The organism is Pseudoxanthomonas winnipegensis (assembly GCF_004283755.1).
GTDB lineage: Bacteria > Pseudomonadota > Gammaproteobacteria > Xanthomonadales > Xanthomonadaceae > Pseudoxanthomonas_A > Pseudoxanthomonas_A winnipegensis.
In genome coordinates this window covers 256823-281656 of sequence record NZ_SHMH01000002.1, presented here as the reverse complement: position 1 = coordinate 281656, position 24834 = coordinate 256823, and the positions used below count along the sequence as shown (strand labels likewise).

20 protein-coding genes are annotated in these 24834 nt (G+C 70.7%); 10 read left to right on the top strand and 10 right to left on the bottom strand.

What is annotated here, in order from left to right; translation table 11 throughout:
* The 9 genes from EAT51_RS04655 to EAT51_RS04615 form a co-directional block, all read right to left on the bottom strand.
* Positions 1–387, bottom strand: coding sequence for a BlaI/MecI/CopY family transcriptional regulator (locus EAT51_RS04655; protein ID WP_130514591.1), 387 nt, complete (start codon positions 385–387; stop codon positions 1–3).
* Between the two features lie 96 nt (positions 388–483).
* The gene (locus EAT51_RS04650; protein WP_130514589.1) at positions 484–1266 is read right to left on the bottom strand and encodes a DOPA 4,5-dioxygenase family protein; all 783 of its coding nucleotides are present in this window, start codon (positions 1264–1266) and stop codon (positions 484–486) included.
* Between the two features lie 237 nt (positions 1267–1503).
* A complete protein-coding gene (locus EAT51_RS04645) occupies positions 1504–2217 on the bottom strand; it encodes a response regulator (protein WP_130514587.1) in 714 nt (237 codons plus the stop codon).
* Positions 2201–4858: a sensor histidine kinase gene (locus EAT51_RS04640; RefSeq protein ID WP_130514586.1), complete on the bottom strand. Its 2658-nt coding sequence runs from the start codon at positions 4856–4858 to the stop codon at positions 2201–2203. Before EAT51_RS04640 ends, EAT51_RS04645 begins: the two co-directional genes overlap by 17 nt.
* A 334-nt stretch (positions 4859–5192) precedes the next feature.
* Complete coding sequence (gene kdpC, locus EAT51_RS04635) at positions 5193–5783, bottom strand: potassium-transporting ATPase subunit KdpC (RefSeq protein ID WP_228257815.1); 591 nt, start codon at positions 5781–5783, stop codon at positions 5193–5195.
* Positions 5784–5839: 56 nt separating this feature from the next.
* Positions 5840–7882 (bottom strand): potassium-transporting ATPase subunit KdpB, encoded by a 2043-nt coding sequence (gene kdpB, locus EAT51_RS04630; protein ID WP_130514582.1) that lies wholly within the window; start codon positions 7880–7882, stop codon positions 5840–5842.
* A gap of 12 nt (positions 7883–7894) precedes the next feature.
* Complete coding sequence (gene kdpA, locus EAT51_RS04625) at positions 7895–9598, bottom strand: potassium-transporting ATPase subunit KdpA (RefSeq protein WP_130514580.1); 1704 nt, start codon at positions 9596–9598, stop codon at positions 7895–7897.
* Positions 9599–9611: 13 nt separating this feature from the next.
* A complete protein-coding gene (locus EAT51_RS04620) occupies positions 9612–9704 on the bottom strand; it encodes a potassium-transporting ATPase subunit F (RefSeq protein WP_130514578.1) in 93 nt (30 codons plus the stop codon).
* Between the two features lie 217 nt (positions 9705–9921).
* Positions 9922–10761, bottom strand: a complete 840-nt coding sequence (locus EAT51_RS04615) for a transporter (RefSeq protein WP_425478176.1) — start codon at positions 10759–10761, stop codon at positions 9922–9924.
* A gap of 341 nt (positions 10762–11102) precedes the next feature.
* On the opposite strand from EAT51_RS04615, the gene EAT51_RS04610 reads away from it, so the two are divergent.
* The 4 genes from EAT51_RS04610 to EAT51_RS04595 all read left to right on the top strand — a co-directional run bounded on the left by EAT51_RS04610 (position 11103) and on the right by EAT51_RS04595 (position 12603).
* Positions 11103–11504, top strand: a complete 402-nt coding sequence (locus tag EAT51_RS04610) for a type II 3-dehydroquinate dehydratase (protein ID WP_130514574.1) — start codon at positions 11103–11105, stop codon at positions 11502–11504.
* 11 nt (positions 11505–11515) lie between these two features.
* A complete protein-coding gene (locus EAT51_RS04605) occupies positions 11516–11962 on the top strand; it encodes a 3-dehydroquinate dehydratase (protein ID WP_130514571.1) in 447 nt (148 codons plus the stop codon).
* A complete protein-coding gene (locus tag EAT51_RS04600) occupies positions 11949–12188 on the top strand; it encodes a hypothetical protein (protein WP_130514569.1) in 240 nt (79 codons plus the stop codon). Before EAT51_RS04605 ends, EAT51_RS04600 begins: the two co-directional genes overlap by 14 nt.
* 100 nt (positions 12189–12288) lie before the next feature.
* The gene (locus EAT51_RS04595) at positions 12289–12603 is read left to right on the top strand and encodes a hypothetical protein (protein WP_130514567.1); all 315 of its coding nucleotides are present in this window, start codon (positions 12289–12291) and stop codon (positions 12601–12603) included.
* Between the two features lie 69 nt (positions 12604–12672).
* On the opposite strand, the gene EAT51_RS04590 is transcribed toward EAT51_RS04595, so the two are convergent.
* On the bottom strand, positions 12673–13833 hold the full coding sequence (locus tag EAT51_RS04590) for a DNA topoisomerase IB (protein ID WP_205953452.1): 1161 nt from the start codon (positions 13831–13833) through the stop codon (positions 12673–12675).
* A 54-nt stretch (positions 13834–13887) separates the two neighbouring features.
* Here EAT51_RS04590 and EAT51_RS04585 point away from each other — a divergent pair, with 54 nt between their 5' ends.
* The 6 genes from EAT51_RS04585 to EAT51_RS04560 all read left to right on the top strand — a co-directional run bounded on the left by EAT51_RS04585 (position 13888) and on the right by EAT51_RS04560 (position 24823).
* Positions 13888–14250 carry an I78 family peptidase inhibitor gene (locus EAT51_RS04585; RefSeq protein ID WP_165421903.1) on the top strand — a complete coding sequence of 121 codons (363 nt, stop codon included), beginning with the start codon at positions 13888–13890 and terminating at the stop codon, positions 14248–14250.
* 222 nt (positions 14251–14472) lie between these two features.
* Positions 14473–18930: a glutamate synthase large subunit gene (gltB, locus tag EAT51_RS04580; protein WP_130561363.1), complete on the top strand. Its 4458-nt coding sequence runs from the start codon at positions 14473–14475 to the stop codon at positions 18928–18930.
* A 130-nt stretch (positions 18931–19060) separates the two neighbouring features.
* The gene (locus tag EAT51_RS04575) at positions 19061–20506 is read left to right on the top strand and encodes an FAD-dependent oxidoreductase (RefSeq protein WP_130514559.1); all 1446 of its coding nucleotides are present in this window, start codon (positions 19061–19063) and stop codon (positions 20504–20506) included.
* Between the two features lie 311 nt (positions 20507–20817).
* The gene (locus EAT51_RS04570) at positions 20818–21999 is read left to right on the top strand and encodes a benzoate/H(+) symporter BenE family transporter (protein ID WP_130514557.1); all 1182 of its coding nucleotides are present in this window, start codon (positions 20818–20820) and stop codon (positions 21997–21999) included.
* Between the two features lie 194 nt (positions 22000–22193).
* Positions 22194–23252 (top strand): glycoside hydrolase family 5 protein, encoded by a 1059-nt coding sequence (locus tag EAT51_RS04565; RefSeq protein WP_130561362.1) that lies wholly within the window; start codon positions 22194–22196, stop codon positions 23250–23252.
* 446 nt (positions 23253–23698) lie between these two features.
* Positions 23699–24823, top strand: coding sequence for a glycoside hydrolase family 5 protein (locus tag EAT51_RS04560; protein ID WP_130561419.1), 1125 nt, complete (start codon positions 23699–23701; stop codon positions 24821–24823).
* Positions 24824–24834 lie beyond the last annotated feature (11 nt).

Sequence of the window (24834 nt, the reverse complement as noted above, 5' to 3'; positions counted from 1 at the left end):
TCAGCCCTCCTTGCGCTGCGACTGCAGCTTGGCGACCAGCGCCTCGAGTTCGGCAAGCTCATCGTCGCTGACCTCGCTGCGCTGGGACATCCACGCCACGAACGGCGAGACCGAGCCCTGCAGCGTCTTCTCCACGAAGCTCTGCACCGCGCCCTGGACCACCGCGTCCTGGCCGGCCGTGGCGGCGTAGCGGTACACGCCGTCGACCTGCTTGCGCCGCAGGTAGGCCTTGGTGCGCAGGCGCTCCATCATGGTCAGCACGGTCGAGCGCGCCAGCCCGCGCGCCTCGCCGAAGCCGGCGGCCACCTCGCCTACCGTCGCCTCGCCCTGCTCGCCGATGTACTGGAGCAGCGCCAGCTCCTGGTCCCCGATGCTCTTGCGGCGCATGGCCGTCTCCGGTTGCCTACACTTGTAGTCAACCTAGCCGTGCCGACAACTGTAGTCAACCCTGCCGGAGGTCATGGCCGACGAACGGCGTGGGTGTCAGGTCTCCAGGGGAACCGTCGGCACGATGTTCGGGTAGATCCGCTCCAGGTGCGGCTCGGCACCCTTCTCCAGGTCGGGCATCAGATAGCCGTTGACCGGCTGGGAGCGGTTGACCCACAGCGCGTAGTACAGGTGATCGGCGCGCTCGTCGCCGGTGTTGGGGTGCAGCAGGATGGTCAGGCCCAGGCTGTTCAACTGCAGCCACGGCACCACCACCGGCAGCAGATCGTTGGTGAAGCCGAAGTAGAACGACGGGGTGACGTGCGGGCCGCGCGGCTCCAGGTTCCAGTTGCCCAGCTCCACCGGGAAACGCTCGGCGGTCCAGCGGCGGATCAGGGCGGCCTTCTCGTAGGTGTCCTCGTCGAAGTAGATATGCGCGTGATAGCTCTTCACGTCGGTATAGGCGCGCGGCCTGGCCGGCAGCGTCTTCTCGCCGGGCCGGATGCTGCGCGGACGCGGCGTGGCCTCGGCGGCGGTGTGCTCGCCCCAGGGGCTCTTGCCCGCGTCCGGCGGCGGCACGATGGCGCGGAAGCCGGGTTTGCCCGGCGCGGTGAAATTTTCGCCAGCCGCCGGCGCCGCCACCGCGCCCTGCGCCGACAGCGCCAGCCCACCGGCGGCCAGCGCACTCGCCCCGATCAGGCGGCGCCGCGCCGGCGACAGCAGATCGGCCCAGTCCTGATCCTGCGGCGTGTTGCGCACCAGGCGCCCGTGTCGGTCCACCAGGCGGTGGGCGTGTTCCTCATCCTGCGGGCGCAGGGCGTCGTCGTGCGTGGCAGACATCGTGCAGGTCCAGGGCTCGTGCACGCACCCCATGCGTGCTTCGCGGCCATGGTAGGCAGCGCATCGGACCCCTCGATATGGCGATCGCGCATGAGCTCATGCGCTGGGCATGCCCAAGCCGTCGCGTCCAAGTTGCTTTGAGCACCGACAGCTTGAGATCGGCACATTCAAGTCAGGCCGAAGACCGGCACTGCATCGCGAAGCCCGATCCGGGCGGGTGGAGGAGCGACCCGCCGCTCAACACCCCAGAAAGCGCAGGCCCACCCCCGGCTCGGTCGCCAGGTACTTCGGCGCCAGCGCCGAATCGCCGAGCTTGGCGCGCAGCTTGCCGACCAGCACGCGCAGGTAGTGGGTGTCTTCGGTATGGGTTGGGCCCCAGACCTCGCGCAGCAGCTGCGGCTGGGTGACCACGCGGCCGGCGTTGGCCACCAGCAGGGAGAGCAGGGCGAACTCCTTGCGGGTCAGCACCACGGGGGCGCCGTCCAGGTGCACTTCGCGGCGGACCAGGTCGATGTGCAGGTGGCCGTCGTCGAACAGCGGCGGCGCGCTGGCATCGGCCACCACGTGCTGGCGCAACAGGCCGCGCACGCGCGCCATCAGCTCCTGCGTGCCGAACGGCTTGGTGACGTAGTCGTTGGCGCCGCCGTCGAGCGCGGCGACCTTCTCGCTCTCGGCGGCGCGCACGCTGAGCATCAGCACCGGCACCTGGCTCCACTGGCGCAGCTGCGCCAGCACTTCGTGCCCATCCAGATCGGGCAGGCCGATATCCAGGATCACCAGGTCCGCGCCCTGCGTGGCCAGCGTCTCCAGGCCGGCGCGGCCATCGGCCGCCTGCAGCACCACGTAGCCCTGCGCCCGCAGGGAGATGTCGAGGAAGCGGCGGATCTGCGCTTCGTCGTCGATCACCAGCACGCGCGCGGGCGTGGTGGGGGCTTCAGTCGTCGTCGGCATCGTTGCGGGGCGGTGGCTGCAGCAGCGGCAGGGTGATGCGGATCAGCGTACCGCGCCCATCCTGACCGGGAAGTGCCTCCACGCTGCCGCCGTGCGCGCCGATCATGCCCTGGCAGATGGTCAGCCCCAGGCCGGTGCCGTGGCGGCCGCGGTCGCCGCGCTCGACGCTGTAGAACATGTCGAAGATGCGCGCGCGCTCGTCCTCGGGGATGCCCGGGCCACGGTCTGCCACATCGATGCGCAGGCCGCCGGGCGCCAGCTGGGCCGACACGCGCACCGCTTGGTCCGGCGGGGAGAACTTGGCCGCGTTCTCCAGCACGTTGAACACCGCCTGCTCGACCAGCGCCGGATGCACCCACAGCATCGGCAGCTCCGGCGCCAGCGCCGTCTCCACGCGCACGCCGGGCTGGTAGCGCTGCAGCCGGCGCACCGCCGAACCGATCAGCTCGTCCACGCCGATCCAGTCGCGGTTGAGGGTCAGGCCGGTGTGGCCCAGGCGGGTCATGTCCAGCAGGTTCTGGATGTAGCGGTCCAGGCGCTCGCCTTCGGTGAGGATGGTGTCCAGCAGCGCGCGCCGGTCCTCGGCCGGCATGGCCTGGCCGTAGCCGGACAGGCTGCTGGCCGAGCCGATCATCGCCGCCAGCGGCGAGCGCAGGTCGTGGCTGACCGAGGACAGCAGGGCCGAGCGCAGGCGCTCGGTCTCGCCGCTCATGCGGGCGTTCTCCAGGTCGCCGACCAGGCGCGTGCGCAGGGCAGCCTGGGCGATGTCCTCGACCATGGCCTCGGCCAGGCGGCGGCGCTCCAGCCCCGGGGGCGAGGGATCGTCCATGCGCAGCCCGGCCACGCCGATGGTGGTGCGCTCGCCGGCGGTCATCGGCACGAACCACCAGCCCGCGCCGGCCAGGGTGTCGGTATGCCGGCCGCTGGGCGCGCCGTGGCGCTGGGTCCAGGCCGCGGCGGCGTGGTCGGTGTCGCCCAGCGCGGCGGTGGGCGCGGCCTCGACCTGCTCGCCCACGCGCAGCCAGGCCTGCGCGTCCAGGGCGCGATCCAGCGCCCGGCGCCCGGCCCGCAGCACCTGGCCCAGGTCGGCGGCGGTGGAGAGCTCGCGCCCCAGCTGCTGCATCGCCGTGGCGTGGCGGTTGGCCGCCGCCAGCGCCAGCACCTGCATGCGCAGGCGCGAGGCCAGGCGCCCGGCCACCAGCGCGGCGGCCAGGAACAGGAACACCGTCACCACGCCCTGCTCGGCGCTGATGTGCAGGGTGAAGCGCGGCTCGATGAAGAAGAAGTTGTAGGCCAAAAAGCACAGCACGGCGCTGAGCACCGCCGCGGCCATGCGCGTGCGCGCGGCCACCACCACCACCGCGACGATGAACACCATCGACAGGTCGTCCAGCCCGACCCAGCGCTGCGCGATCCAGGCCAGCGCCACCGCGGCGACCGTCGCCAGCAGCGAGAAGCCGGCATCGTGCCGGCTCAGCCGCTGCGGCAGCGCATGCAGGCTGCGCCGCGCCCGGGCGCGCGCGGCCGGCGTGCTGACGATGTTGATCTCCAGGTGCGCGCCGCGCTGGATCAGCTGCTGGGTCAGGGTGCGGTTGACCATGCGCGCCAGCGGCCGCTCGCGGGTGCGGCCCAGCACCAGGGTGGACACGCCGGTGTGGCCGGCGTGGTCGAGCAGGGCGTCGGCGATGTTGGGGCCGTGCAGCAGTTCGGCCTCGCCGCCCAGGCGGCGCGCCAGGGCGAAGGCGCGGTCGATCTCCTGCTGGCTCTCGGCGTCGAACCCGCGCCGCTGCACGGTGACCACGGTCCACGGCGCGCCGCGGCGTTCGGCGATGCGCCGGGCCACGCGCACCAGGTATTCGCTCTGGCCGCCGCCGTCGATGGCCACCAGCACGCGCCGGCGTACGGGCACGCCGGCCTGGCCGCGCGCGGCGGCGTCCTCGCGCAGCGCGTTGTCCACGTGCTCGGCCGCGGTCTGCATGGCCAGCTCGCGCAGCGCGGTCAGATTGGACGGCGAGAAGAACGCCTGCAGCGCCTGCGCCGCCTGGTCGGGCAGGTAGACCTTGCCCTGCTGCAGGCGTTCGACCAGCTCGCGCGGCGGGATGTCCACCAGCACGATGTCGTTGAGCCGGTCGAACACCGCATCGGGCACGGTCTCGGACACGCGCACGCCGGTGATGCGCAGCACCATGTCGTTGAGGCTTTCCAGATGCTGGACGTTGATCGTGGTCCACACGTCGATGCCGGCATCGAGCAGCTCGACCACGTCCTGCCAGCGGCGCTCGTGGCGGCTGCCCGGCGCGTTGCGGTGCGCCAGCTCGTCCACCAGCACCAAGGCCGGCTTGCGCGCCAGCAGCGCGTCCAGGTCCATCTCCTCCAGCACCCGGCCCTGGTACTCGACGCGCTTGCGCGGCTGCTGCGGCAGGCCTTCGGCCAGGGCGGCGGTCTCGCTGCGGCCATGGGTCTCCACGATGCCGACCACCAGGTCGGTGCCGCGCCGGAGCTGCTCGCGCGCGCGGCCGAGCATGGCGTAGGTCTTGCCCACGCCGGGCGCCGCGCCGAGGAACACGGTGAGCTGGCCGCCATGCTCGCGTTGCAAGCCCTCGATGAGGGCGTCGGCCTGGCGGGTGCGGGGGTCGGTCATGGGGAGATTTTGCTTGGGTTGCCTGCGGTTTTGTGGGTTGGGGGGCTTTCGATCTGCGCGGAGCCAAGCGCCGGCACGGGGCGCCAACCTGAAATCCGTCATTCCCGCGAAAGCGGGAATCCAGGGACTTTGCGCTTTTGCCTTTGCCTTGGGCTTCCTTATTCCAAGTCAGTACCCCGTGGGGTGAAGCTTTTGCTCCGGGTTCTGTCGCTGGGAGTGCGCCGCATGCGCAAAGCGAGAAGCAACGTCCCTGGATTCCCGCTTTCGCGGGAATGACGAAGTGGGGGAAGCCGACGCCAATGACGGATTGGGGGAGCCGACGCCGGCCTCGATCTCAGCGCTTGGAGGCGTCCTCCAACGCCAGATTCAGCGCCACCACATTCACCCGCGGCTGCCCGAACACGCCGAACTGCTTGCCGGTCGTATGCGACTTCACCAGCGCGGCCACCGCCTCCACCGGCAAGCCGCGCGCACGGGCCACGCGGGCGATCTGGATCCGCGCCGCGGCCGGCGAGATGTCCGGGTCCAGGCCGCCGCCGGACTGGGTCACCAGGTCCGAAGGCACCTGCGCGGGTGTCACTCCCTCGCGCGCGGCGACCTGCGCGATCGCATCGTCCACGCGCTTGATCGCGTCGGGATTGCTGCGCGCCTGGTTGCTGCCTGCGGCCGACATCGGGTCGTACTTGGCCGCCGAAGGGCGCGGCTGGAACCACTGATCGCCCGCGAACGGCTGCGCCACCAGCGCCGAGCCGATCACGGTGTCGCCGCGCCGCAGCAGGCTGCCGGTGGCCTGCTCGGGAAACGCCACGCGCGCCAGGCCCGTGCCGGCCAGGGCGTACAGCAGCCCCATCACCAGCAGCGCGATCAGGGACAGCACCAGGGCCGGCCGCCACGCGGCGCGATCCTGCAGAACGTGGGAAGACATGGCAGCTCCTTTTCCGGAAGGGCGGGACATCAGGGTCTGGGCGAGGTCGACGCGGCTCATGCGCCCACCATCGCGGCCAGGACCAGATCGATCAGCTTGATCGCCACGAACGGCAGCACCACGCCGCCCACGCCGTAGATCAGCATGTTCCGGCGCAGCAGCACGGTGGCCGTGGCCGGGCGGAAGCGCACGCCGCGCAGGGCCAGCGGGATCAGCGCCGGGATCACCAACGCATTGAAGATCAGCGCCGCCAGCACCGCGTTGCGCGGGCTGGACAGGTGCATGACGTTCAAGGCCGCCATCGAGGGAATCGCCGCGGCGAACAGCGCCGGCAGGATGGCGAAGTACTTGGACACGTCGTTGGCCAGCGAGAAGGTGGTCAGCGCACCGCGCGTGATCAGCTGCTGCTTGCCCACCTCCACCACCGCCAGCAGCTTGGCCGGGTCGCTGTCCAGGTCGACCATGTTGCCGGCCTCCTTGGCGGCCTGGGTGCCGGAGTTCATCGCCAGTCCCACGTCGGCCTGGGCCAGCGCCGGGGCGTCGTTGGTGCCGTCGCCGACCATGGCCACCAGCCGCCCGCCGGCCTGCTCGGCGCGGATGCGGGCGAGCTTGTCCTCGGGGCGCGCCTGGGCGATGTAGTCGTCCACGCCGGCCTCGGCGGCGATGGCCGCGGCGGTGAGCGGGTTGTCGCCGGTGATCATCACCGTCTTGATGCCCATCGCACGCAGCTGGGCGAACTTCTCCTTGATGCCGTGCTTGACCACGTCGGACAGCTCGATCACGCCCAGCACGTGCCGGCCTTCGGCCACCACCAGCGGGGTGGCGCCGCCGCGCGCGACCTGCTCGACGCGGCCGGCCAGTTCGGAAGGCACGCTGCCGCCCAGCGCGGTCACGTAGGCGGCGATGGCATCGGAGGCGCCCTTGCGGATCGCGCGACCGGCCACGTCCACGCCGGACATGCGGGTCTGCGCGGTGAAGGCCAGGTACTCGGCCTGGTCGGGCTCGGTGGCGGTGCAGCCCTGCTCGCGCGCCAGCCGCACGATCGACTTGCCCTCCGGCGTCGGGTCGGCCAGCGAGGACAGCAGCGCGGCCTCGCGCAACTGGGTCGCGTCGATGCCGGCCAGGGTGTGGAAATGCGTGGCTTGGCGATCGCCGTGGGTGATGGTGCCGGTCTTGTCCAGCAGCAGCACGTCCACGTCGCCCGCAACTTCCACCGCCTTGCCGGACTTGGCCAGCACGTTGGCCGCCAGGGCGCGGTTCATGCCGGCGATGCCGATGGCCGGCAGCAGGCCGCCGATGGTGGTCGGGATCAGGCACACCAGCAGTGCGATCAGCAGCAGCGGGTCGACGCGCACGCCGACGAACGCACCGATGGCCGGCAACGTGGCGACCACGATCAGGAAGGTCAGCGTCATCGCCGCCAGCAGCAGGGTCAGGGCGATCTCGTTGGGCGTCTTCTGCCGGTTGGCGCCCTCGACCAGGGCGATCATGCGGTCCAGGAAGCTGTTGCCCGGCTCGGCGGTGACCTTGACCACGATCTCGTCGGTCAGCACCTTGGTGCCGCCGATCACGCCGCTGCGGTCGGTGCCGGCCTCGCGCAGCACCGGCGCCGACTCGCCGGTGACCGCGGCCTCGTTGATGGTCGCCAGGCCGCGCACGATCTCGCCGTCGGCCGGGATCTGCTGCCCGGCCGAGACGATCACCAGATCGCCCGGGCGCAGCTGCGCGGCCGGCAGGCTGCGTTCGCTGGCGTGGCCCTGGATGGCATCGACCTTGCGCGCGATCAGGTCCTGCCGCGCCGTGCGCAGCGAGGCGGCCTGGCCGCGGCCGCGCGCCTCGGCGATGGCCTCGGCGAAATTGCCGAACAGCACCGTCAGCAGCAGGATCGCGCTGACCGCCAGGCCGAAGCCCAGCGGCGCGTTGCCGGTCAGCGTGACCAGCAGCGCGACCAGGGTGCCGGCCATGACCACGGCCATGACCGGGCTGCGCACCAGCTTGGCGGGATTGAGCTTGAGCACCGCATCGCGCAGCGCGGCACGGATGGCCGCGCCATCGAGCAGGCGCTGCGGCGCGCGGTGGGAATGGACTTGGGAGTTCATGTTCAGCGTCCTTCAGTGCGCCATCAGCGCCAGGTGTTCGGCGACCGGGCCCAGCACCAGCACCGGCATGAACTGCAGCACGGTCAGCACGGCGATCACCGCGATCAGGGTCAGGGCGAAGGTGGGGGTTTCGATCTGCAGGCTGCCCGGCGACTCGGGCGCGGCGCGCTTGGCCGCCAGCTGCGCGGCGACCACCAGCGGCACGATCAGCGCCGGGTAGCGGCCCAGCAGCAGCACCAGGGTGCAGCTGAGGTTCCACCACGGCGTGCTGTCGCCCAGGCCCTCGAAGCCCGAGCCGTTGTTGGCGAAGGCCGAGGCGTACTCGTAGAACACCTGGCTGATGCCGTGGAAGCCGGGATTGGAGTTGGCGGTCAGCGCGGGCACCGCCAGCGCGATGGCGGTGAACAGCAGCAGCACGATCGGCTGCAGCAGGATCAGCAGCGCCAGCAGCTTGACCTGGGCGGTCTCGATCTTGCGCCCGAACAGCTCCGGCGTGCGCCCGGTCATCAGTCCGGCCAGGAACACGCCCAGCAGCAGATACACGATGAACTGCTGCAGGCCGCAGCCGATGCCGCCCCAGATGGCGTTGATCAGCATGTCGATCATGGCCACGCCGCCGCTGAGCGGGCTGAGCGAGTCGTGCATGGCGTTGACCGAGCCGTTGGAGGTCTGCGTGGTCAGCGCCGCCCACAGCGCCGAGGCATCGGCGCCGAAGCGCACCTCCTTGCCTTCCATCAGCAGCGGGCTGGCGGCGCTGGCCGAATGCCCCTCGGCCCACACCAGCGCCGCGGTGGAGGCGGCCGACATCGCCAGCATGCTGCCGAAGATCAGCCCGGCCAGCTTGCGCCGGCCGGTGAACGCGCCGACCATCACCACCACCGCAATCGGGATCAGCACCAGCGCGATGCATTCCAGCGCGTTGGACAACGGGGTCGGGTTCTCCAGCGGCATCGCGCTGTTGGGCCCGTACCAGCCGCCGCCGTTGGTGCCCAGCTGCTTGACCGCGACCATCGCCGCGACCGGGCCCAGCGGCAGCTTCTGCGCGCTGAAGTCCGCGCTGTGCGCGATCGGCGTCGCCGTGGGACCGGCCTGCAGCGTGGAGGGCACGCCCTGGCTGCCGAGCAGCAGCGTCCACAGCAGGCACAGCGGCAGCATGAAGCGCACGCAGGCGCGGATCACATCGCTGTAGTAGTTGCCCACATCGACCGCGCGCGCGTCACCTTCCTGGGCATCGGCGGCGCGGCCCTTGCCGAAGAACGCCCGCAGCGTGGCCACCGCCAGCCCCAGGCCCATCATCGGCGTGATCACCTGCAGCCCGGTGATGGCCACCATCTGCGACAGGTAGGACAGCTGCGCCTGGCCGGAGTAATGCTGCTGGTTGGTGTTGGTCAGGAACGAGACCATGGTGTGCAGCGCCAGGTCCCAGCGCATGTTGGGCACGCCGTCGGGATTGAGCGGCAGCCAGGCCTGGGTCATGAACATCGCCCACACCAGCACGCCCACCACCACATTGCTCAGCACGAAGGCGCCGGCATAGCCGCGCCAGGACATGCCGCGCGCCGGGTCCACGCCCAGCAGCGCATAGAGCGGCCGCTCGACGAGGCCGAACAGCGCATCGCCGCGCATCGGCGCGCCGCGCATCACCCGGGCCAGGTACAGACCCAGCGGCCAGGCCAGCAGCAGCGCGGCGGACAGGATCAGGAAGATCTCAAGCATGTCGTGGGTTCCTTCAGAAGTCTTCGGGTCGCAGCACGACGTAGAGCAGGTAGGCGGCGGCGAGGATCACCAGCGCACCACAGGTCAAAGCTAGCCAGCCAGGCATTGGTTGTGTCTCCATGGACTGCGGTCGGCGGCCATGCGTGCCGCGCGATCCGCAGGGGAATGAGGGAAGGGGGCATGCAGCTCCCTGCATGCGGCGCCCGCCCCGGGTGTGCCGGAACGGGCGAAAGTGTCGAGCGCGTGCCGGTAAAGGCGCTAGGCGCGATGCGCCGCCCTGCGTAAATTCTTCATCAAATCTCCGCCCGGCCAGGCCGCGCGGCTCAGAACCGATGCGCGAATCCGACGTAGCCCTGGACATCGGGCGTCCGGTCGTTCAGACCGAAGTTGGCGCCGAGATCGACCTGGAACCCGGGAGCCAGCAGGTAGCTGACCGCCACGTCCGCGGAGGCCTGCCTGATCGTGCCGGCGGGGTCCTTGTTCACCGAGGACCACAGCTCCACCGCCACGCCCAGTCGCGGGGTGAGCGCATGGGAGAGGTTGACCAGATTGGTCACATCCAGGTGCGTGCCGCTGCCGTCGCTGTCGGCCAGCGCATCCAGCTCCGGCCCCAGCAGCAGGGTGAAGCCGCGCGGCAGGCTGAGGCTGATCGGCAGGGCCACGCCCCCTTCCCACTTGTCGTTGCCCAGGCCGTCGGCGGCGGTGGGCATCTTGACGAACGGAATCACCGCCACACTCACCGATGAACCCTCGTAGAAGCGGGTCTTCAGGCGCAGGGTCGCATCACCGCCGCCGGACAGGCGGGACATGGCGCCATCGGTGCGATCCAGCGTCCGCACTTCCACCTGCGGGGACCAGTACAGCTGGAGGTCGGTGTTGTCGCTCAGTCCGTACTTCAGCCCGGTATTGGCGAAGACGAAGGTTTCGGTCCTGGTCGCGGGCTGGGTATCGCGGGTGTAGCTGGTGACATCCGCTTCCACTTGCCAATCGCCGGCGGGAACGGTGCAGACCGCATTGCTCTTGGTCGGGCGATCGGTGCAGAGCGGCGCGTCGTCGCCGGCCGCCATGGCCGGGGCCGCACAGGCCAGTCCGAGCAGCACGAGTGCGCCAGAGGCCAGCGGCGCGCGCCCACGCGGCGCGTTGAGAGAGGTCTCGATGTTCAAAACGAAGCTTCCTTGGCGTCGCCCGGCAATCAGCGGACGCGCGGTATGACGACATTCCGTGGCCTTCACACGGGATGTCGATCTGCTGGGTTGGGTGCGTGGGTGGCCTCGCCACGCCACGCTGCAAGGCCAGCGCAAGATAGGAAGGGGCGGCGTAAAGACACCATCCGCGCCCGCTGCCTCTGACATAAAAACCGCATCAAATCGCCAGGCGCGCGTGCTGCGTGGCGCAGAGATTGCGAAGAATTTATGCCGCAGGCGCCAATGCGCATGGCGCGTTGATGCCCTCGGCGCGAACCATGCGCGTCCCGCACCGTGGTGCGCTGTCAGCTGCCATGTTCATGTCCATCGTGTTGCTCCAAGGGCCGGCTGCCGGCCCGGTCTCACTGCCCCCGCATGCCGTGCTGTCCATCGACCTGATCCAGTGCGACACGCTGCCGGCCATGGTCGGCGGCCTGCACCTGGCCCGCCGCCAGCGCGCGCCGCTGGTGGTGCTCGACCCCGGCGCGTGGTCCGCGCGCGACTGCGCCCTGCACGGCGCGGCCTTGCGCGACGCGCTCGATGCGCTGGACGCGCCGTATATCGAACTGCACGACCACAGCGCCCAGGAATTCGCCCACTGGGCCCGTCCGCAGCACGAGGCGCTGGCCGTGTTCAACGTCGACCGCGACGCCGCCGCGCGCCTGACCATGGCGCTGGCCGTGGCCACGCGCCTGGTCGCCGCACCGCTCGACGCGCACTGAGGGCCGCCGCCATGTCCATCGTCATCGTCCGCGGCCCCGATCGCCTCCATGCCACACCCGCACCGCCGGCCTCCCTGCCCTCGCCGGTGATGCACGGCCTGGCCGAGCTGGCCTGCTGCGCCGGCAAGACCATCGCCCTGCGCAGCTGCGCCAGCGAGCGCGAGCTGCTGCAGACCCTCACCCTGTGCCGGCGCACCCAGGTCGAGCTGGTGCTGCTCGATCCCGGCGCCTGCAGCGCCAGCCCGCGCCTGCAGGCGCTGCTCGCACAGCAGCCCCTGCCCTACATCGAAGTGCACGACGACCCGCCCGGCCAGCCCGAGGCCTGCCTGCCCGACGCCAGCGGCCGGCGCGTCGGCCGGGCCCAGGGCTACGGCGCGCACAGCTACACCCTGGCCCTGTCGCTGGCGCTGGAACATCTGGGCTGCAGCGAACTGGACGATGTCCATGTGGGCACCTGAGCCGGGCCCGGCGCGCACGCCGGTCGCGGCGCGCTACTTCGTCGATTACGAGGTGTGGGTGGGCGGCCAGGCGATCGCCTGGGGCCAGCTAATCCAGGCCGGGCCGCCCGGCGACCCGCTGCCCGGCGCAGACGCGGCCTGGCTGCACGACCTGCAGCAGCGCGCGGCCGATCGCCACGGCGTGGGCGCCGCCGAAGTGCGCATCCGCACGCTGGCGCGGCTCTAGGGCACGCCGGGTCCTCTGACATGCGATGACACGCGGCTTCATCACGCCGCAACACGATCGCGGCAATGCTTGGCTCCGCTGCCCACTGGAGAGAGTTGCCATGCGTCTTGCCCTGACCGCCGCCGCCGTGTCCCTGGCCCTGTCCGCCTGCGCCTCGGCGCCGCTGGCGTTCCAGCCGCTGGACGGCACCGTCTCCGGCACCTGCCATACCGACATGGTCAAGGGCGCGGTCGGCCTGGCCGCCGCGCAGCCGACGCTGGAGCGCATCCGCGTGGACAGCGACAGCACCGCGCTGTCCACCGGTGATCAGGCCGCGACCGCGACCGAAGGCGGCTCGACCGTGCACGTGCAGGTCGGCGAGCACAACGCGATCACCGCCATCGGCTGCAGCGGCACCACGGTGGCGATGCAGTAAGCATTTCGCGGGCGCATCCGCTGTCCCGACGCCGGCGTTCGCGCCGGCGTCGTCGTGTCCGGGATCCGATCAGGCCGCGGCCGCGCGCTTGGCCTTGCCCAGCGGGACCTTGTGGACCTTGGCCATCAGCTTCAGCGCGGCCTGCTCCCACTGCCGCTCGCCGCGCGCGTCGCCGGCGATCTTCTGCAGCCGCCCGTCCTCCCAGGCCACGAACACGCAGGGGTCGATGTACGCCTTGCGGCACACCGCCGGCGTATTGCCCAGCGCCCGGGCGACCTCCTTGATCACCCCGTTCTTGGCGCGATTCAGCGCGGCCTTGCTGGGCGGCTCGGGCAGCGGCGTGGCCGCCAGCAGCTTGAACGCCGCCAGCGTGCCGCCCCAGGTGCGGAAGTCCTTGGCGGTGAAGTCCTCGCCCATCACCTCGTGCAGGTAGGCGTTGACCTGCCCGGAGTCGACCGGCTGCAGCGTGCCGTCGTCGTCCTGGTACTGGAACAGCGCCTGCCCCGGCAGGTGCTGCACCGCGCGGATCAGCTTGACCAGGCGCGCATCGTCGATGCCGATGTCGTGCTCCAGCCCGCCCTTGCCGCGGAACTTCAGCCGCACCCGGTCGCGGGCGAAGGCCACGTGCCGGTTGCGCAGCGTGGTCAGGCCGAAGGAGCGGTTCTCGCGGGCGTAGGTGGCGTTGCCGATGCGCACCAGCGTCTCGGCCATCACCGCCACCACGATCGCCAGCACCTTCTCGCGCGGGAAGCCGGTGCGCTTGAGGTCCTGGCGCAGGCGCCGACGCAGGCGCGGCAGGGCGGCGCCGAACTGGACGATGCGGTCGAACTTGCCCTCGCCGGTGACCTGCATCCAGTCCGGGTGATAGCGGTACTGCTTGCGCCGGCGCGCATCGCGCCCGGTGGCCTGCAGATGCCCGCGCTCCTGCAGGCAGATCCAGACCTCGGTATAGGCCGGCGGGATGGCCAGCGCGCGGATGCGGGTCAGGGTCAGCGCATCGCGCACCGCGCGCCCCTCCGGGTCGCGATAGCCGAAGCCCTTGCCGGCGCGTCGCCGCGAGTAACCGGGCTCGGCATCGCTGACATAGACCAGGCCGGCCAGCTTGGCGACGTCGGCCATCGGCGGCGGGACCACGGGCGGGGCGGGGGTGCGCTTGCGGGAATTGGGAGAGGCAGCCATGCCGGCGGCACGTTGTCTGCTCGTGCATGAAAGCGCCGTCAACCGACGCATGCGCGGGCGCGTCGGCTGGTTAACATGAGGCCCTCATCGTCACGGAGCCTTCGCATGTCCCCCCTCTCCGCCTTCTCGCTGATGTTGCTGCTCGCGCTGGCCGGCTGCGCCGCGCCCAATCCCGACGAACAGGAACAGGCCGTGGCCCAGTCCGAGCAGCGCGCCGATGCCGCCGCCGCCCCGACGCCGGAGGCCGCGCCGCCGGCCGACGCCAGCGCCTGCGACGCCACCCAGGCGCAGTGGATCGTCGGCAAGACGCCGGCCCAGGCCGACGTGGACCAGGCGCAGAAGGACGCCGGCGCCAAGAGCGCGCGCACGCTCAAGCCCAACCAGCCGGTGACGCTGGAATTCAACGAGAGCCGGCTCAACATCGAGGTCGACGAGAAGGGCGTGGCGGTGTCGGTGCGCTGCGGCTGAACAGCCCGCCCGCGCCCGGGTCGGCCCCGGGCGCGGAACCCCTGAAAAAGCGGCGGTTTCGTTGCCCCTGAAACCGTCACTGCACCAAGGTGGCGCAGGCGTTGCGGCGGCGCACCAAGTTGTGGTGTCATCGCAAGTCCGGTGACACCTTCTTCACGTCTGCGCCGCCCATCGAAGGGCTCGGGTGCCGCCTGCCCCTCCTTCGTTTTCGAGGTAGCACCAATGGCCCCCCGCAACCGCCACGGGCTGTACGACCCCAACGACGAACGCGATGCCTGTGGTTTCGGCATGATCGCGCAGCTGGACGACCAGCCCTCGCGCCAGCTCGTAGATACCGCCATCACCGCCCTGTCGCGCATGACCCATCGCGGCGGCGTGGCGGCCGATGGCCTGACCGGGGACGGCTGCGGCCTGCTGATTCGCAAACCGGAAGGCTTCCTGCGGGCGCTGGCGCGCGAGGCGAATCTCGAGGTCGGCGCCCGCTTCGCCGCCGGCCTGGTGTTCCTGCCGGGCGACGGCGATGCCGCGCACGACTGCCGCGACCGCCTGGAGGCCGAACTCACCGCCACCGGCGTGCGCGTGTGCGGCTGGCGCGTGCCGCCGACCGACGAATCGGTGTGCGGCGAGCTGGCCAAGGCCACCCTGCCGCGCATCGAGCAGATCTTCGTCGAGGCCGGTGCCGAGCAGGACGTGGAGACCTTCGCCCTGGCCCTGTTCCTGGCGCGCCGCCGCGCCGAGCAGGCCCTGCGCGAGACCACGCCCGATTTCTATGTGGTGACCCTCTCGCCGCACGTGATCGGCTACAAGGGCATGGTGCTGCCCGACAAGCTGCCGGTGTTCTACCCGGACCTGCAGCGCAACGACCTGACCTCCAGCGCGGTGGTGTTCCACCAGCGCTTCTCGACCAACACCATGCCGCGCTGGCCGCTGGCCCATCCGTTCCGCCTGCTGGCGCACAACGGCGAGATCAACACCATCGAGGGCAACCGCTCCTGGGCGCAGGCGCGCAGCAAGGTGTGGAAGACGCCGAAGTTCGACATCGCCCAGTTCGATCCGGTCATCTCCATGCACGGCTCGGATTCGCAGAGCCTGGACAACATGCTCGAGCTGCTGGTCGCCGGTGGCATGGAGCTGATCCAGGCCCTGCGCATCCTGGTGCCGCCGGCGACGGCCTCGCTGGAGTTCAAGGACGCCGACCTGGCCGCGTTCTACGAGTTCTACGGCCTGAACACCGAGCCGTGGGACGGCCCGGCCGGCATCGTCGCCTGCGATGCGCGCTATGCGGCGTGCATGCTCGACCGCAACGGCCTGCGCCCGGCGCGCTGGATGCTGACCTCCGACCGCCACTTCCTGGTCGCCTCCGAGGCCGGCGTGTGGGAACTGCCGGCCGAGCGCATCACCCGCAAGGGCAAGCTGGGCCCGGGCGAGATGATGGCCATCGACCTCAAGCGCGGCGACCTGCTCGATTCGGACGCCATCGATCGCATCAACCGCGGCCGGGCGCCGTTCAAGCAGTGGCTGCAGCAGGGCGTGACCTATCTGCAGACCGAGCTGATCGACCCCTCGCTGGTGGAGGAGCCCTTCGACGAGAAGACCCTGCGCAGCTACCACAAGCTGTTCCAGCTCAGCACCGAGGAAGTGGAGCAGATCCTGCGTCCGCTGGCCGAGACCGAGCAGGAGGCCACCGGCTCGATGGGCGACGACACGCCCATGGCCGTGCTGAGCCAGCACACCCGGCCGCTGTACGACTACTTCCGCCAGGCCTTCGCGCAGGTGACCAACCCGCCGATCGACCCGCTGCGCGAAGGCATCGCCATGTCGCTGTCCACCCAGCTGGGCCGGGAGACCAACATCTTCCACGCCGGCCCGGAGACGGTGAACCACGTCATCCTCAACTCGCCGGTGCTGTCCCAGCGCAAGCTGCGCCAGCTGTTGAAGATGGACCAGTACGCGCACAAGAACCGGCTGATCGACCTGTCCTATGCGCCCGAGGAAGGCCTCAAGGCCGGCATCGAGCGCATCTGCCGGGAGGCCGAGGCCGCCGCGCGCGAAGGCATGGTCATGCTGCTGCTGTCCGACCGCTATCCGGTCGCCGACCGGCCGATGGTCCACGCGCTGCTGGCCACCGGCGCGGTGCACCACCACCTGTCCAACGTCGGCCTGCGCTGCGACGTCAACCTGATCATCGAGACCGGCACCGCGCGCGATCCGCACCACATGGCCTGCCTGCTGGGCGTGGGCGCCACGGCGGTGTATCCGTACCTGGCCTACCAGACGCTGTTCGACCTGGGCCGGCGTGGCATCCTGCTGCTCAAGGCCGGCGGCGAAGTGGCCCAGATCGGCCGCAAGTACCGCAAGGGCGTCTACAAGGGCCTGTCCAAGATCATCTCCAAGATGGGCATCTGCACCATCGCCAGCTACCGCGCCGCGCAGCTGTTCGAGGTGGTCGGCCTGGACCGCGAGGTGGTGGAGCTGTGCTTCCCCGGCGCGGCCAACCGCGTGGGCGGCGTGGCCTTCGAGCGCCTGGACACCGAGGCCCGGCAGCTGACCCGCAACGCCTGGAACGACCTGCGCAAGCCCGAGGTCGGCGGCCTGATCAAGTACGTCCACGGCGGCGAGTACCACATGTACAACCCGGACGTGGTCATGACGCTGCAGCGCGCCACGCGCACCGGCGATGCCAGGGACTGGCAGGCCTACACCGACGCGGTGCACAACCGCCCGGTCTCGACCCTGCGCGACCTGCTGCAGCTCAAGCTGGCCGATACGCCGCTGCCGCTGGATCAGGTCGCCGAGGCCGGCGACGTGCTGCGCCGCTTCGACACCGCCGCCATCTCGCTGGGCGCGCTCTCGCCCGAGGCGCACGAGGCGCTGGCCAGCGCCATGAACCGGCTGGGCGGGCGTTCCAACTCCGGCGAGGGCGGTGAGGATCCGGCCCGCTACGGCACCGAGAAGCGCTCCAAGATCAAGCAGGTGGCCTCGGGCCGCTTCGGCGTCACGCCCGAGTACCTGGTCAATGCCGAGGTGCTGCAGATCAAGGTCGCCCAGGGCGCCAAGCCCGGCGAAGGCGGCCAGCTGCCCGGGCACAAGGTCAACGAGCTGATCGCGCGCCTGCGCTACGCCAAGCCCGGCATCGGCCTGATCAGCCCGCCGCCGCACCACGACATCTATTCCATCGAGGACCTGGCCCAGCTGATCTTTGACCTCAAGCAGGTCAACCCGAAGGCGCTGGTGTCGGTGAAGCTGGTCAGCCATGCCGGCGTGGGCACGATCGCCGCCGGCGTGGTCAAGGCCGGCGCGGACCTGATCACCATCTCCGGCCACGACGGCGGCACCGGCGCCTCGCCGATCAGCTCGATCCGCTATGCCGGCGTGCCGTGGGAGCTGGGCGTGGCCGAGGCCCACCAGGCCCTGGTGCAGAACCAGCTGCGCGAGCGCACCGTGCTGCAGACCGACGGCGGCCTGAAGACCGGCCTGGACGTGATCAAGGCCGCGCTGCTGGGCGCGGACAGCTTCGGCTTCGGCACCGGCCCGATGATCGTGCTGGGCTGCAAGTACCTGCGCATCTGCCACCTCAACAACTGCGCCACCGGCGTGGCCACCCAGGACGAGCGGCTGCGCGCGGACCACTTCACCGGCCTGCCCGAGCGCGTGGAGAACTACTTCCGCCTGCTCACCGAGGAAGTGCGCGTGTGGCTCTCGCGCCTGGGCGTGCGCTCGCTGGACGAGATCGTCGGCCGCACCGACCTGCTCGAGCAGGTCGTCCACAGCCCGCGTCCGGGCGTGCACGTGGACCTGACGCGGCTGCTGGCCGGCGCCCAGGTCGACGGCGGCACCTGCGCCGCGCAGCGCATGTACGAGCCGCCGGACAGCCTGGCCACGCAGCTGGATTCGGAGCTGGCCCGGGCGATCGCGACCAAGGCCGGCGGCGACCACCGCCACCTGATCCACAACACCGACCGCTCGATCGGCACGCGCCTGTCCGGCGCGATCGCCCGCGCCCACGGCAACCACGGCATGAGCGATGCGCCGATCCAGCTGCGCTTCCGCGGCACGGCCGGGCAGAGCTTCGGCGCGTTCAACGCCGGCGGCCTGAACATGGAGCTGGAAGGCGAGGCCAACGACTACGTGGGCAAGGGCATGGCCGGCGGCCGGCTGGTGGTGCGCCCGCCGCGCGGGGCGCGCTTCGAGGCGCGCAACACCGCCATCCTGGGCAACACCTGCCTGTACGGCGCCACCGGCGGCGAGCTGTTCGCCGCCGGCCGCGCCGGCGAACGCTTCGCGGTGCGCAACTCCGGCGCGCTGGCGGTAGTGGAAGGCGCCGGCGACCACTGCTGCGAGTACATGACCGATGGCATCGTCATGGTGCTGGGCCGGGTCGGCCTGAACTTCGGCGCCGGCTTCACCGGCGGGCTGGCCTATGTGCTGGACGTGGACCGCGATTTCGTGGACCGCTACAACCACGAGCTGATCGACATCCACCGCATCAGCGGCGAAGGCTTCGAGAGCTACCGCCAGCACATCCACACCCTGATCCAGCGCCATCGCGAACTCACCGGCAGCATCTGGGCCCAGCAGATCCTGGACGAGTTCCGCGACTACATCGGCAAGTTCTGGCTGGTCAAACCCAAGGCCGCCAGCATCGAGTCGTTGACCGACGCGTTGCGGCGCGCTGCCTGACGGCGGCGCCGGGAATCGGGAATGGGGAATCGGGAGTGGTAAAAGCCTGGTTCCCCCCGTTTCCTACCTCGCAGGCAGAGCCGCTTTTGCTTTTGCCATTCCCGATTCCCTATTCCCGATTCCCCAGACAATGAGCCGCAAGCACGCCTTCCAGTTCCTCGACCTGCCCCGGCAGATGCCCTCGCGCATCCCGGTGGAGCTGCGCACGTCCGGCGACTGGGGCGAGCTGTACGGCAAGTTCGACAAGGCCGACGCGCAGTACCAGGCCGGCCGCTGCCTGGACTGCGGCAACCCGTACTGCAGCTGGAAGTGCCCGGTGCACAACGCCATCCCGCAGTGGCTGCAGCTGGTGCAGGAGAACCGCATCCACGAGGCCGCCACGCTGTGCCACTCGACCAACCCGCTGCCGGAAGTCTGCGGCCGGGTGTGTCCGCAGGACCGCCTGTGCGAAGGTAGCTGCACGCTGGAGGAATTCGGCGCGGTCACCATCGGCGCGGTGGAGAAGTACATCGTCGACACCGCGCTGGCCACCGGCTGGCGCCCGGACCTGTCCAGCGTGCAGCCCACCGGCAAGCGCGTGGCGGTGATCGGCGCCGGCCCGGCCGGGCTGGGCTGCGCCGACCGGCTGGCGCGCGCCGGCATTCATGCGGTGGTGTTCGACCGCTATGAGCAGATCGGCGGGCTGCTGCAGTTCGGCATCCCCAGCTTCAAGCTCGACAAGACCGTGATCGCCCAGCGCCGCGAGGTGCTCGAGGGCATGGGCGTGGAGTTCCGCCTCGGCGTGGAGATCGGGCGCGACGTCAGCCTCGATGCGCTGCTGGAGGAGTTCGACGCGGTGTTCCTGGGCACCGGCGCGTACCGCTACACCGACGGCGGTCTGCCCGGGCAGGACCTGCCCAACGTGCTGCCGGCGCTGCCCTTCCTGGTCCAGAACAGCCGCATCGTCACCGGCAGCGACGGCTGGGGCCGGCCGATCGCGGGCTGGGAGGACAAGATCACCCTGCCCGACCTCACCGGCAAGCGCGTGGTCGTGCTGGGCGGCGGCGACACCGGCATGGACTGCGTGCGCAGCGCCATCCGCCTGGGCGCGGCCAAGGTCACCTGCGCCTACCGCCGCGACGAGGCCAACATGCCCGGCAGCGCGCGCGAGGTCGCCAACGCGCGCGAGGAAGGCGTGCGCTTTCTGTTCAACCGTCAGCCGCTGTCGATCGAGGCCGGCGCCGACGGCAAGCTGGTCGGCGTGCGCGTGGCCGAGACCCGCCTGGGCGAGCCCGACACGCGCGGCCGCCGCAACGCCGAGCTGATCGAGGGCAGCGAATCGCTGCTGGACGCCGACGTGGTGATCATCGCCTTCGGCTTCTCCCCGACCCTGCCCACTTGGCTGTCGGCGGTGGGCGTTGAGGGCCAGGCCAACGGCCGCATCGTCGCCGGCGGCGACGAGCGCCTGCCCTACCAGACCACGCACCCCAAGCTGTTCGCCGGCGGCGACGCCGTGCGCGGCGCCGACCTGGTGGTCACCGCCGTGGCCGAAGGCCGCGACGCCGCCCAGAGCATCGCCGAGCTGCTGCTGGGCTGACAGCACCCGACGAACAGAGACCCCCATCGTCATTCCCGCGAACGCGGGAATCCATGGACGGCCTGGCAGACCGCGTAACGTCCATGGGCTCCCGCGTGCGCGGGAGCGACGGGGTTTGGACTATCGCGCAGCTTTGGTTACCGGAGCGGGGAGCTACACCGCCCGCGCATGACCTCACCTCGTCATTCCCGCGAAGGCGGGAATCCAGCGGCCTTCCACGTCCTGCATCCGGTTGCCAATGCAACCGAACTGGGCGTCGTTGAAGCCGCCCGTTAAGCTCAACGCTTCCTTCCCCTCGTTTCGCCTCGAACATGCCTGCCTTGCCTGCGCGCGTGCTGCGCGATTCTTCGCTCTCGGCCATGGCGGCCGGCTTCGTCACGGTGCTGGTGGGCTTCGCCAGTTCGGTGGTGATCGTGTTCCAGGCGGCGCAGGCGGTGGGGGCCAGTCAGGCGCAGATCGGCTCGTGGATCCTGGCGCTGGGGCTGGGCATGGGCGTGAGCTGCATCGCGCTGTCGCTGCGCTACGGCGTGCCGGTGGTCACCGCATGGTCGACGCCGGCGGCGGCGATGCTGGCGGCCAGCCACACCGGCCTGCCGCTGCCCGAGGCGATCGGTGCCTTCGTGGTGTGCGCGGTGCTGGTGGCCGTGGCCGGGTTCTCCGGCCTGTTCGAGAAGACGCTGCATCGCATCCCGCTGCCGCTGGCGGCCGGCATGCTGGCCGGGGTGCTGCTGCGCTTCGGCCTGGACACCTTCGTCGCGCTCAAGACCCAGCCGCTGCTGGTGCTGGCGATGCTGGTCACCTACGTGGTGATGCGCCGCTGGTGGGCACGCTATGCGGTGATCGCCTGCCTGCTGGTCGGCGTGCTGGTGGCCGCCGCCAGCGGCACCCTGCATCTGGAACAGGCGCATCTGACCCTGGCCCAGCCGGACTGGGTGACGCCGCGGTTCTCGCTGGCCGCGCTGCTGGGCATCGCGTTGCCGATGTTCGTGGTGACCATGGCCTCGCAGAACGTGCCGGGCGTGGCGGTGATCCGCGCCTCGGGCTTCGAGGTGCCGGTCTCGCCGGTGATCGGCTGGACCGGCGTGCTCACCGCGCTGCTGGCGCCGCTGGGCGCGTTCTCGTTGAACCTGGCGGCGATCACCGCGGCGATCTGCATGGGCCCCGAGGCGCATCCGGACCGCACGCGGCGCTACATGGCCGCGGTCTGGGCGGGGCTGTTCTATCTGGTCGTCGGCCTGTTCGGCGCCACGGTGGTGACGCTGCTGGCGGCGTTCCCGAAGGAGCTGGTCATGGCCATCGCCGGCATCGCGCTGCTGGGCACGCTCGGCGGCGCGCTGGGCACGGCGGTGAAGGACGAGGGCAGCCGCGAGGCGGCGCTGGTGACCTTCCTGATCACCGCCTCGGGCCTGAGCCTGGCCGGCATCGGCGCGGCGTTCTGGGGCCTGGTCGGCGGCGTGCTGACGTTGCTCGTCCTGAAACCCCGCAAGGCATGACACCTGCGTCAGTCATCGCGGGTTTCATGCTGCGGTCGCACACGATCGCCTAGGCTCGGGATCACGATGCGGCCGTTCCCCCACCTGCCGCCGATGGCTGCTCGCAGCCGTGAGTCTTTCGCATCGTGGCCTGTCGTGCTCCGCGCCCGCGCGGAACCGCCGACGGCCGGCGGCGCCTGATCCGGAGACGTCCCATGCGCCCGATCCGCTATCGCCCCGCCGGCCTGCTGCTGGCGACCGCCCTGGCCTTCGCCCCCCTGGCCCACGCCGAACAGGCCCTGCGCTATGCCGGCGTCAACCTGGCCGGTGCCGAATTCCAGTCCAGCAAGAAGCCCGGCACGCTGTACAAGGACTACACCTATCCGTCCGAATCGGACTTCGCCTACTTCGCCGCGCAGGGCATGAACGTGGTGCGGCTGCCGTTCCTGTGGGAACGCCTGCAGCCGACGTTGAACGGCGAGTTCGACCGCGCCCAGCTGGACCTGCTGCGCAAGACCGCGCAGACCGCGAGCAAGCACGGCATCACCCTGCTGCTGGATGTGCACAACTACGGCGGCTACAACGGCCAGACGATCGGCAGCGCCGCCGTGCCGGTCGCGGCCTTCGCCGACCTGTGGCGGCGGCTGGCAAGCGAGCCGGCCTTCGCCAACAGCGACAAGGTGCTGTTCGGGCTGATGAACGAGCCGCACGACATCAGCGCCAACGACTGGGCCGCCGCCGCGCAGGCGGCGATCGATGCGATCCGCGGCACCGGCGCGAAGAACCTGATCCTGGTGCCGGGCACGGCCTGGAGCGGCGCGCACAGCTGGACCAGCGCCTCGGCCGGGCGCGGCGTCTCCAACGGCGATGCGCTGGCCAGTTTGAAGGATCCGGCCAACCGCCTGGCCTTCGAGGCGCATCAGTATCTGGACCGCGATTCCTCCGGCACCAAGCCCGAGTGCGGCGACGATCCGCAGATCGGCGCGCGCCGGCTGGAGGGCTTCACGCGCTGGCTGGAGGCCAACAAGAAGGTCGGCTTTCTGGGCGAGTTCGGCGCCAGCGCGGAATGCATCCCGGCGCTGGACGCGATGCTGGCCTACATCCAGGCCCATCCGCAGCAGTGGCTGGGCTGGAGCTACTGGGCGGCCGGGGCGTGGTGGGCACCGAGCTATCCGTTCAACGTGCAGCCCAATCGCGATGGCAGCGCCAAGCCGCAGCTGCCGACGCTGCGCAAGTACGCCGGGCAGGTCACCGGCAAGCCCGCGCACGACTGACCCGGCGCCACCCAGCCGGAATCGCCGCCGTGTAGGCGGCGGTCCGGCGTTGGCGCACGCGGCCGGGAGGCACGGCCACGGCGCGAGCTGGATAGCGCACAACGCAAGGCCACGCGCGGCTTGCGCGATCGGTCCGGAACGAAGCATGCGGCGTGTTCCAGAACGCGACACGACCCGAGGATCCATCGAATCCGGCATCCGGCTTGCGCCTATGCTGGGTGCGTGCGCTCGGCTCCCGAGCCCAGGGACCAACCACCGAGCGCATCGGTGAGGACGCGGCACGATCGCAGCATCGAGCGCCTTTAGCGTCTGCGCAGGATCGTGGTCGCCGCCGAGTTCGCCCTCTTCGCAACGCCGCCATCGGCCTGCCTCGTGCTCGCCGCTCCTTCGCCCGTTTGCCGTCGCCCGCGTCCGCTCCGACGGTGACCGACACCAGAGCCATCGCCATGCGCCCGATCGCCTTCCCAGTCCTGATGCGTTTCGCCCTGGCCGTCGTGCTGGCCTGCCTGCCGGCGCTCGCCACCGCGCAGACCCGCGCGCTCGCGTACGTGGGCGTCAACCTGGCTGGCGCCGAGTTCGCCTCGGACAAGAAGCCCGGCGTGCTGTTCCAGGACTACACCTACCCTTCCGACGGCGACTTCGGCTACTTCGCCGATCGCGGCATGAACGTCATCCGCCTGCCGTTTTTGTGGGAGCGCCTGCAGCCGGCGCTCGGCGGCGCGTTGGATAGCGCCCAGCTGGCGCAGCTGCGCACCGCCGTCACCCGCGCGCGCGACCATGGCCAGGTGTTGATCCTGGATCCGCACAACTACGCGGCGTTCAACGACCAGGCGATCGGCTCGCAGGCGGTGCCCGATTCGGCCTTCGCCGATCTCTGGCGGCGGCTCGCGCTGGCCTTCGGCAACGATGAGACGGTGATCTTCGGCCTGATGAACGAGCCGGTGGGCCTCGAGGCGACCCGCTGGGCGCGCGCGGCGCAGACGGCCATCGACGCCATCCGCGCCACCGGAGCGAACAACCTCATCCTGGTGCCGGGCGTGGCCTGGACCGGCGCGCACAGCTGGACCAGTGCCGAGGCCGGCGGCGGCGTGTCCAACGCCGATGCGCTGGTCGGCGTGCGCGACCCGGCCGGCAACCTGGCCTACGAAGTCCACCAGTATCTGGACAGCGATTCCTCGGGCACCTCGCCCACCTGCGTGAGCCCCACCATCGGCGCCGAGAAGCTCACGGCCTTCACCGACTGGCTGCGCGCCAACGGCAAGCGCGGCTTCCTGGGCGAGTTCGGCGCCGCCGCCAACGCCACCTGCCTGGCCGCGCTGGACGGCATGCTGGGCTACATACAGGACAACGCCGAGGTCTGGCTGGGCTGGACCTACTGGGCCGGCGGTGCGTGGTGGGGCGACTACATGTTCAGCGTGCAGCCGAACGACAATGGCAGCGCCAAGCCGCAGATGGCGATCCTGTCCGAGCGTGCGCGCCAGGCGCTCGATGCCTCGGTTGCGGCGCGTCTATCCATCGGCAAGTCGTCGGTGGCCAAGGTCAGGCCGGTCAAGATCAAGGTCAGGCGCTGAGGCCAGCCGCC

What these genes read in the sequence shown, in the direction of transcription:
- EAT51_RS04655 (WP_130514591.1), bottom strand. Translation starts at nt 387, where the DNA reads ATGCGCCGCAAGAGCATCGGGGACCAGGAGCTGGCGCTGCTCCAGTAC.
- gltB (WP_130561363.1), top strand. Translation starts at nt 14,473, where the DNA reads ATGGCCCCCCGCAACCGCCACGGGCTGTACGACCCCAACGACGAACGC.
- EAT51_RS04570 (WP_130514557.1), top strand. Translation starts at nt 20,818, where the DNA reads ATGCCTGCCTTGCCTGCGCGCGTGCTGCGCGATTCTTCGCTCTCGGCC.
- EAT51_RS04590 (WP_205953452.1), bottom strand. Translation starts at nt 13,833, where the DNA reads ATGCGTCGGTTGACGGCGCTTTCATGCACGAGCAGACAACGTGCCGCC.
- EAT51_RS04585 (WP_165421903.1), top strand. Translation starts at nt 13,888, where the DNA reads ATGTCCCCCCTCTCCGCCTTCTCGCTGATGTTGCTGCTCGCGCTGGCC.
- EAT51_RS04595 (WP_130514567.1), top strand. Translation starts at nt 12,289, where the DNA reads ATGCGTCTTGCCCTGACCGCCGCCGCCGTGTCCCTGGCCCTGTCCGCC.
- EAT51_RS04640 (WP_130514586.1), bottom strand. Translation starts at nt 4,858, where the DNA reads ATGACCGACCCCCGCACCCGCCAGGCCGACGCCCTCATCGAGGGCTTG.
- EAT51_RS04575 (WP_130514559.1), top strand. Translation starts at nt 19,061, where the DNA reads ATGAGCCGCAAGCACGCCTTCCAGTTCCTCGACCTGCCCCGGCAGATG.
- EAT51_RS04560 (WP_130561419.1), top strand. Translation starts at nt 23,699, where the DNA reads ATGCGCCCGATCGCCTTCCCAGTCCTGATGCGTTTCGCCCTGGCCGTC.
- EAT51_RS04565 (WP_130561362.1), top strand. Translation starts at nt 22,194, where the DNA reads ATGCGCCCGATCCGCTATCGCCCCGCCGGCCTGCTGCTGGCGACCGCC.
- EAT51_RS04605 (WP_130514571.1), top strand. Translation starts at nt 11,516, where the DNA reads ATGTCCATCGTCATCGTCCGCGGCCCCGATCGCCTCCATGCCACACCC.
- kdpA (WP_130514580.1), bottom strand. Translation starts at nt 9,598, where the DNA reads ATGCTTGAGATCTTCCTGATCCTGTCCGCCGCGCTGCTGCTGGCCTGG.
- EAT51_RS04645 (WP_130514587.1), bottom strand. Translation starts at nt 2,217, where the DNA reads ATGCCGACGACGACTGAAGCCCCCACCACGCCCGCGCGCGTGCTGGTG.
- EAT51_RS04610 (WP_130514574.1), top strand. Translation starts at nt 11,103, where the DNA reads ATGTCCATCGTGTTGCTCCAAGGGCCGGCTGCCGGCCCGGTCTCACTG.
- EAT51_RS04600 (WP_130514569.1), top strand. Translation starts at nt 11,949, where the DNA reads ATGTGGGCACCTGAGCCGGGCCCGGCGCGCACGCCGGTCGCGGCGCGC.
- EAT51_RS04620 (WP_130514578.1), bottom strand. Translation starts at nt 9,704, where the DNA reads ATGCCTGGCTGGCTAGCTTTGACCTGTGGTGCGCTGGTGATCCTCGCC.
- EAT51_RS04650 (WP_130514589.1), bottom strand. Translation starts at nt 1,266, where the DNA reads ATGTCTGCCACGCACGACGACGCCCTGCGCCCGCAGGATGAGGAACAC.
- kdpB (WP_130514582.1), bottom strand. Translation starts at nt 7,882, where the DNA reads ATGAACTCCCAAGTCCATTCCCACCGCGCGCCGCAGCGCCTGCTCGAT.
- kdpC (WP_228257815.1), bottom strand. Translation starts at nt 5,783, where the DNA reads ATGTCTTCCCACGTTCTGCAGGATCGCGCCGCGTGGCGGCCGGCCCTG.